This window comes from Flavonifractor sp. An82 (assembly GCF_002159265.1).
Taxonomy (GTDB): domain Bacteria; phylum Bacillota; class Clostridia; order Oscillospirales; family Oscillospiraceae; genus Flavonifractor.
Window position 1 is genome coordinate 40286 of record NZ_NFHG01000022.1, and the last position, 7261, is coordinate 47546.

Genomic DNA, 7261 nt, shown 5'->3' on the forward strand with positions numbered 1-7261 from the left:
GTAGCCGCGCAATTTCATAAAACGGCCTGAGGCGGCCGTTTTTATGAAATTCAGCCATTGCTGCAATGCGTAATTCCGCTGGTGCGTTGAGACGCACCAACGGAAGGTGCAAGGTTTTTGGGCGATTTAGTCCAAAAGCCTTGCACTTGAACAAAGCCACCCGACCTTAAAAGATGGTACTTTCAAGGCACTCGGCTTTGTTCAGTACGCATTACAGTATAGCACAACTTGTCCCGCCGAAAAAGCGCAAGGGCCGCCTTGTCCGGTATTTTTAAAGAATTTTTCACATTTTCCACCCGGTTTTCCACCACTTGCGGCGGCGGCCTGACGGGGGTATAATGAAAAAAAAGACAGGAGGATGATCAGATGGCATATCTTGTGGACGCCAGGGGCAAGCCCTGTCCCACCCCGGTGATCATGGCCAAAAAGGCCATGGCAGAGGGACATGAGACCTTTACCGTGCTGGTGGACAACCCCACCGCCGTGGAAAATCTGAAGCGCCTGGCGGACAACCAGGGCTTTACCGTTTCCGTCCGGGAGGACGGCGGCACCTTTGCCCTGGACTTTGCCAAGGGGGAGGGGTGCGCCGCCTGTGAGGAGGCGGTCAATTCCCCCCTGCCCGCCGCCGGAGGGGACTGGGCGGTCTTTGTGGGCCGGGACATCATCGGCGACGGGGACCGGGAGCTGGGCACCAACCTGATGCGCATGTTCTTCTATACCCTGGCCCAGGGGGAGGACAAGCCGGGAGCGGTGCTCTTCATGAACGCCGGGGTCAAGCTGCCCACCCTGGACGAGCAGGTGGCCGATCACCTGAAGGCCCTCAGCGACGCCGGGACGGAAATTTTGGTGTGCGGCACCTGCCTCAACTTCTACGGCATCGCCGATCAGCTGAAGGTGGGCACTGTCAGCAACATGTATGACATCGTCACCCGGATGCAGAAGGCCGGGAAGGTGATCTCCCTCTGATGGACTACGGCGTGATCACCTTTACCTCCACCTACGGGGCCATTTATGCCCAAAAAGTGCTCAAGGGGGTGGCCCCCGTCCAGGTCATGCCGGTACTGCGGGAGATCTCCCTGGGCTGCGGCATCGCCGTCCGGTTCAATCCGGAGGACCTGGAGGGGGTCAAAGCCGCCCTGGCCGCCTCCACCCTGAAGGAGGGGGAGTACGCTTTCTACGCAATTACCGGCAGCGGAAAGGACCTGACCGCGCAGCCCCTGTAACCAGCCAAACAGAAGCAGCCCCCCGCGCTGGCGGGGGGCTGCTTTTTGATGCCTGTCTTACTTGAAGTACTCGGCGCCGCTCTCGAAGAGGGGCTGATACTTGTCGCCGGGGATGTTGAGGGCAACGTGGTCGCCCCGCCGCTCGGAGTGGCCCATCTTGCCAAAGACCCGGCCGTCGGGGGAGAAGATACCCTCAATGGCGTACAGGGAACCGTTGGGGTTCACGTCGATGTCCATGGAGGGCACGCCCTGAGCGTCCACGTACTGGGTGGCCACCTGGCCGTTGGCCACCAGCTGGTCCAGCACCTCCTTGGGAGCCACAAAGCGGCCCTCGCCGTGGGAGATGGGGATGGTGTGGAGGTCGCCCACGTTGGATTTCAGCATCCAGGGGGAGTTGACGGAGGCCACCCGGGTGGTGACATACCGGCTCTGGTGGCGGCCGATCAGGTTGTAGGTCAGGGTGGGGCAGTTGGCGTCCATGTCCCGGATCTCACCGTAGGGCACCAGACCCAGCTTGACCAGGGCCTGGAAGCCGTTGCAGATACCCAGCATCAGGCCGTCCCGGTTCTTCAGCAGGTCGTGGACCGCGTCGGTGATGGCTCTATTGCGGAAGAAGGAGCAGATGAACTTGGCGGAGCCGTCGGGCTCGTCGCCGCCGGAGAAGCCGCCGGGAACAAAGACGATCTGAGCCTTGCGGATGGCCCCCTCCAGGGCCACGGTGGACTGGAGGAGATCGTCGGCAGTCAGGTTGCGGATGACCACCGTCTCGGCGTCCATGCCCGCCCGCAGGCAGGCCCGCACCGAGTCAAACTCGCAGTTGGTGCCGGGGAAGACGGGGATGACCACCCGGGGCCGGGCTATCTTAGACTTGCACACGGCGGGGGAGCGCTTGTCCCAGGAGATGGCCTCCACCGGAGCGGCCTTACCCGCCCGGGTGGGGTATACGTCCTCCAGCACGCTCTCGTTGAGGGAGAGCAGCTCGTCAATGGAGGCGGAGTCGCCGTTGACGTTGACCACAGCCTCGGCGGTGGTGTGGCCGATGAGCAGCCCGCCCTGGCACTCCTGGGTGAGCTGGGCCACAATGGCGCCGGGCATGGGAGCATCCCAGTCCAGGCTGTTCTCCACGGAGGTGAAACCGATAGAGTTGCCGAAGGCCATGTTCATGACGGCCTCGCCCAGGCCGTTCTCCACGGCCCAGGCCGCCTCCACCTTGCCCTCCTGATGGAGGGCGTGGAGGGTCTTCCAGGCGGACTTGCTGTCCTCAGAGGCAAAGAGATACACCGGCTTGCCCGCCGTCTTGAACTCGGGGGAGAGCACCTCACCGGCCTTCACCGGGGCGATGGCGAAGGAGATGAGGGTGGGAGGCACATCCAGGTCCAGGAAGGAGCCGGACATGGAGTCCTTGCCGCCGATGGCCGCGCATCCCAGCTCCAGCTGGGCATCCAGGGCGCCCAGCAGGGCGGCGAAGGGCTTGCCCCACCGCTGGGGCTCGGTGCGCAGCTTCTCAAAGAACTCCTGGAGGGTCAGGTAGGCCTTCTCATAGTCTGCGCCCGCCGCCACCAGCTTGGCCACTGAGGTGTACACCGCGCTGTGGGCGCCGGCGTAGGGGTGGTTGGACAGCTGGTCGGGGTCGCAGCCCCAGGCCATGACGCTGGCCTGGTCGGTCTCCTGGTTGGGCTCCACGGGGAAGAGGGCGGCCATGGCCTGGGCGGGAGTGCGCTGGCTCTTGCCGCCGAAGGGCATGAGCACGCTGCCCGCGCCGATGGAGCCGTCGAACCGCTCGGTGAGGCCCCGGCGGGAGGCGGACTTCAGGCTGGCAGCCATCTCCCGCAGGGTGCGGAACTTCTTGTCGCTCTCGGGGGCGGCGGCCTTTTTGTCCACCTGGACGCAGGCGTGCTTCACCGCGCCGTTGGTGTTGAGGAAGGCGCGGGACAGGTTGGCTACGGTCTGGCCCCGCCAGGTCATGACCATGCGGGGGCTCTGGGTGACGGTGGCCACCTGGTAGGCCTCCAGGTTTTCGGAGGCGGCAAAGTCCATCAGGGTCTGGGCGTCCTCGGGGGCCACCACCACCGCCATACGCTCCTGGGACTCGGAGATGGCCAGCTCGGTGCCGTCCAGGCCGTCGTACTTCTTGCGGACGGCGTCCAGGTCGATGGACAGGCCGTCGGCCAGCTCGCCGATGGCCACGGACACGCCGCCGGCGCCGAAGTCGTTGCACCGCTTGATGAGGCGGGTGACGCTGGGGTTGCGGAAGAGCCGCTGGAGCTTGCGCTCCTCGGGGGCGTTGCCCTTCTGGACCTCGGAGGCCATGGTGTCCAGGGAGGCCAGGTTGTGGCTCTTGGAGGAGCCGGTGGCGCCGCCGATGCCGTCACGGCCGGTACGGCCGCCCAGCAGGATGACCACGTCGCCGGGGGCGGGGGTCTCACGGCGGACATGGTCGGCGGGCGCGGCGCCCACCACCGCGCCGCACTCCAGGTGCTTGGCGATGTAGCCCTCGTGGTAGAGCTCGGCCACATGGCCGGTGGCCAGGCCGATCTGGTTGCCGTAGGAGGAGTAGCCGGCGGCGGCGGTCTGGGCGATCTTGCGCTGGGGCAGCTTGCCCTCCAGAGTCTCATTCACCGGCACCCGGGGATCGCCGCAGCCGGTGAGGCGCATGGCCTGATGGACATACACACGGCCGGACAGGGGGTCCCGGATGCAGCCGCCGATACAGGTGGCGGCGCCGCCGAAGGGCTCGATCTCGGTGGGGTGGTTGTGGGTCTCGTTCTTGAACATGAGCAGCCAGTCCTGCTCCCTGCCGTCCACCGTGGCGGGGACGTGGATGGAGCAGGCGTTGATCTCCTCGCTCTGGTCCAGCTCGGGCAGCAGGCCCCGCTTCTTCAGGGTCTTGGCGCCGATGGTGGCGATGTCCATGAGGGTCTGGGGCCGCTTTGCAGCTTTCTCCTCGCCGTACACCTCCACTCGGGCGGCCAGGTAGCGGTCATAGGCCGCCTTGACAGCGGGGTCGGTGATATCCACGCTGTCCAGATGGGTGGAGAAGGTGGTGTGGCGGCAGTGGTCGGACCAGTAGGTGTCCACCACCCGCACCTCAGTGAGGGTGGGGTCCCGCTTCTCTTCATCCCGGAAATAGGCCTGAAGGAAGGTCAGGTCGGCCAGGTCCATTGCCAGGCCGTACTGGTTGAGCAGGCTCTCCAGGCCCGCCTGATCCAGCGTGCAAAAGCCCTCCAGCACCGCCACGTCAGCGGGCTCGGGATACTGCTGGAGCAGGGTGGCGGGCTTGTCCAGTAGAGCCTGCCGGCTCTCCACCGGGTTGATCAGGTAGCCCTTGGCCTTATCCAGGTCGGCCCCGGACAACTGGCCGGAGAGCACATAGACGGTGGCGGAGCGGACGGTGGGCCGCTCGCCGCCGGTGAGCATCTGGATGCACTGGGCGCAGGAGTCGGCCCGCTGGTCGTACTGGCCCGGCAGGGCCTCCACCGCCAGCAGGGCGCCCTCCGCCTCGGGCATGGTCTCGTCCCACAGCTGATCCACCTGAGGCTCGGACAGGATGGTGGTGCGGGCGGCCTCATAGGCGCTCTGCTCCACACCCTCCACGTCGTAGCGGCGGATGACCCGCACGCCGGTGAGCCCGCTGAGCCCCAGGGTGCCCTTCAGCTCTCCCAGCAGGTGGCCGGCCTCCACATCGAAGCCCGGCTTTTTCTCCACAAAACAGCGAAATACCTTCCCCATAAGTTACCTCCCTTAAATTGCCCCGCGGATGGAGTGACCTCCATCCTGCCCCGCGGGTGCCGCCGTACAGCGGACGGCGCGCTTTTGACCCGGTCAGCGCGTCTTTCCGCTCTGCCGGGTGGTTCTCACCCATAACTATAGCACGGCGGCGCTGGCGGCGGCAACCCAAAATCAGCCTGCGGCGGGGCTTTTGGGAAAATTGCCGCAAAAAGGCCCTGCCGCGGTACGCGGCAGGGCCTATATTGTCCTGTTTTCTTATCCGTTGGGCAGGGGGATGGTGAATTCCTGCACCCCCATGAAGCCGGGGGCAATCTCGTACTTCTCAAAGAGGACCACCACATTCTTGTCGGCGTCCAGGTAGAAGGTCTGGTCGCCGGAGATGGAGGTGAAGCCCCCCTCCCCCTGGAGGAAGAAGATGTTGTCCGGGTCCTGGCTGCGGCGGGCGATCTCCTCAGAGATGGCGGCATTGGCGATCTCCTTGTAGTCGGGGCCCAGCAGGTCCTTCAGGGTAACCTCCCGGCCGGCCGTCAGGTCGATGTTGTAGGCATAGTGCTCGGTGTAGGCGCTGGCCAGGGTCTCGGTCTTGGTGATGACAAAGGAGAGGTACTGCTGGCTCTGGCACTTGATCTCATAGTCCACGCTGATGATGATGGGCATGAAATCGTCAGGGTCGCCACCGGTGGCCACATAGGCCTCCTTGGTCTCCCTGGCCCGGTCCTCCGCCTCCTGGAGGATCTGGTCGATGCGGGTGGAGATCTCGGTGTTGATCCGCTGCTCCAGGTCGGTGTCCCCGGCCAGATCCAGGGCGGGCAGGCGCACGTCGATCAGGTGATCCCGGTCCTCCACGGTGTACTGGGTGACGGTAAACACCCGGGCCAGGTCCCCCAGCACCGGCACCTCGGCCACAGCCTGGGCAAAGGTGGGGCTGGCGTTCACCAGCAGCACAAAGCAGGCGCAGGCGGCCAGAGAGGCGGACAGGCTCCGCCGCACGGTCCGCCGGTGGGTCCGCTTGCGTTCGCCCGCCCGCAGGGCGGAGGCCACGGCAAAGTTCAGTTCCTCCGGCGGCGGGGTCTCCCGGTACTGCTGCCGGGCCTGCTCCCATAGGTCCTTCATGTTGCAACCTCCTCCCCCGTGAGCTCCCGCAGCCGGCGCAGGCTCTTGTACAGGCGGGACTTCACGGTGTTCAGATTGGTCCCGGTCACCCGGGAGATCTCCTCCAGCTTCATGTCCTCAAAGAAGCGCAGGCGGATGATGGCCTGCTCCTTGGGGCCCAGGCGGTCAATGGCGGCATACAGGTCCAGCCGCTCCGCCGGGTCGCTGGCAGGGGCGGGGGAGTCGGCGTTGGAGTCCTCCAGGGACACCAGCCGCTTGCCCCGCCGGTAGTGGTTCATGCTCTCATTGAGCAGGATGCGGTAAAACCAGGTCTTCATATACTCCGGCTGACGGAGGGAATCGGATTTGGACAGGGCCCGGACGATGCTCTCCTGCACCACATCCAGGGCAGCGTCCCGATTTTTGACATAGCTGTACGCCAGGCGGTAGAAATCCTCCTGGTGGGCCACGATATACTCGCTCAGCTGCTGCCGGATGTTGGTGTCCAAAGCCGGGGTACGCTCCTTTTTACTGGGCCGCCGTCTGGGCCGCCTGATAGGCCTCGGGGGTGACGGTGTGGCACATGAGATATTCCAGCCACTTCTGATACCAGGCCTTGGTATAGTGGACGCCGTCCACGGTGGCTTCGGCGGGCAGGATGCCGTTTGCATCGCTGAGGGCGCTCTTCACGTCCACCAGCGCCACCTGGCACTCCTCCGCCAACTTGGGAAACACGCTGTTGAAGTCGGCCACCCGGTCGTTGTTCACGTAGGAGGGCTGCTTCTTCTGGGCGCAGATCTCCGGGTTGACGGGCACCAGATTCTGCAGATAGATGACGGCGTCAGGCTGGGCGGCCTTGACCTCCTCCAGGAAGGACTTGAAGGCCTTGTAAAAGCTGTCGGTGCCGGGGTAACCCAGCTCGTTGATGCCCAGGGAGATATAGATCTTCTTGTACTGGGGACCCCGCTGGAGGGCCTCCACCACGGTATACTTGCCGCCGTTCATCTCCACCACCTGGCGCTTGCTCATGTCAAAGATGTTCAGGCCCTTGTAGCAGTAGAAGGTGGCTCCCTTGATGCCGCTGTAGATCTGCAGGCCGTCGGTGCGGGAGTCGCCGATGAAGAGGGCGTCGGAGAAGTAGTCCATCTCCACCGCCTCGGACTGGGGCACCGGCTGGGTGAAGGAAAAAGCGGCCCCCTGGGTGTTGCCGGGGGTAG

At 64.8% G+C, this 7261-nt stretch carries 6 protein-coding genes; 2 read left to right on the plus strand and 4 right to left on the minus strand.

Going from position 1 to position 7261, the window contains the following annotated elements:
- Positions 1–366 precede the first annotated feature (366 nt).
- Both yedF and B5G34_RS15980 read left to right on the plus strand, forming a co-directional pair.
- Positions 367–966, plus strand: coding sequence for a sulfurtransferase-like selenium metabolism protein YedF (gene yedF / locus B5G34_RS15975; protein WP_087339859.1), 600 nt, complete (start codon positions 367–369; stop codon positions 964–966).
- Positions 966–1223 (plus strand): DUF3343 domain-containing protein, encoded by a 258-nt coding sequence (locus B5G34_RS15980; protein WP_087339863.1) that lies wholly within the window; start codon positions 966–968, stop codon positions 1221–1223. Before yedF ends, B5G34_RS15980 begins: the two co-directional genes overlap by 1 nt.
- A 57-nt stretch (positions 1224–1280) precedes the next feature.
- Here the strand turns inward: B5G34_RS15980 and B5G34_RS15985 are convergent, their stop codons facing one another.
- The 4 genes from B5G34_RS15985 to B5G34_RS16000 form a co-directional block, all read right to left on the minus strand.
- The gene (locus B5G34_RS15985; RefSeq protein ID WP_087339867.1) at positions 1281–4952 is read right to left on the minus strand and encodes a phosphoribosylformylglycinamidine synthase; all 3672 of its coding nucleotides are present in this window, start codon (positions 4950–4952) and stop codon (positions 1281–1283) included.
- Positions 4953–5207: 255 nt separating this feature from the next.
- Entirely contained in the window at positions 5208–6065 is an 858-nt protein-coding gene (locus B5G34_RS15990) for a DUF3298 and DUF4163 domain-containing protein (protein WP_087339870.1), read from the minus strand.
- Positions 6062–6553: a sigma-70 family RNA polymerase sigma factor gene (locus B5G34_RS15995; protein WP_087339873.1), complete on the minus strand. Its 492-nt coding sequence runs from the start codon at positions 6551–6553 to the stop codon at positions 6062–6064. Before B5G34_RS15995 ends, B5G34_RS15990 begins: the two co-directional genes overlap by 4 nt.
- A 19-nt stretch (positions 6554–6572) precedes the next feature.
- The coding region (locus tag B5G34_RS16000) for a GDSL-type esterase/lipase family protein (protein ID WP_087339875.1) at positions 6573–7261 on the minus strand (689 nt) is incomplete at its 5' end.

What these genes read in the sequence shown, in the direction of transcription:
- B5G34_RS15985 (WP_087339867.1), bottom strand. Translation starts at nt 4,952, where the DNA reads ATGGGGAAGGTATTTCGCTGTTTTGTGGAGAAAAAGCCGGGCTTCGAT.
- B5G34_RS15990 (WP_087339870.1), bottom strand. Translation starts at nt 6,065, where the DNA reads ATGAAGGACCTATGGGAGCAGGCCCGGCAGCAGTACCGGGAGACCCCG.
- B5G34_RS15980 (WP_087339863.1), top strand. Translation starts at nt 966, where the DNA reads ATGGACTACGGCGTGATCACCTTTACCTCCACCTACGGGGCCATTTAT.
- yedF (WP_087339859.1), top strand. Translation starts at nt 367, where the DNA reads ATGGCATATCTTGTGGACGCCAGGGGCAAGCCCTGTCCCACCCCGGTG.